The organism is Methylobacterium frigidaeris (genome assembly GCF_022179185.1).
GTDB classification, from domain to species: Bacteria; Pseudomonadota; Alphaproteobacteria; order Rhizobiales; family Beijerinckiaceae; genus Methylobacterium; species Methylobacterium frigidaeris.
This window is the reverse complement of the sequence record NZ_BPQJ01000500.1, coordinates 1-207: the sequence shown is the minus strand read 5'-3', so window position 1 is coordinate 207 and position 207 is coordinate 1. Positions and strand designations below refer to the sequence as shown.

1 protein-coding gene is annotated in these 207 nt (G+C 49.8%); it reads right to left on the bottom strand.

The window, feature by feature from the left end; all coding sequences use genetic code 11:
* Positions 1-207 (bottom strand): hypothetical protein (locus MFF64_RS37745; RefSeq protein WP_238194248.1); only part of this gene is annotated, 207 nt, incomplete at both ends.

The following is a 207-nucleotide window of genomic DNA, read 5'->3' as shown; positions in this document are numbered from 1 at the left end:
ATCGCCGATTCCCGGCACGCTCCGCAAGGGTTCAAAAGCGGACTTGAGCTTGACTTGCCCCTTAATCACCTTTTCAAGCTTGCGGATTTGTTCACTCAGACATGTGATGATGTTGAGATTACTCGTGATGGCCAGAGCTAAATACTCGTCTACCACCAACTCTTCAACTTCCTCACAGGTCAGCTGTTTGATGCGGTTGCCACTCCA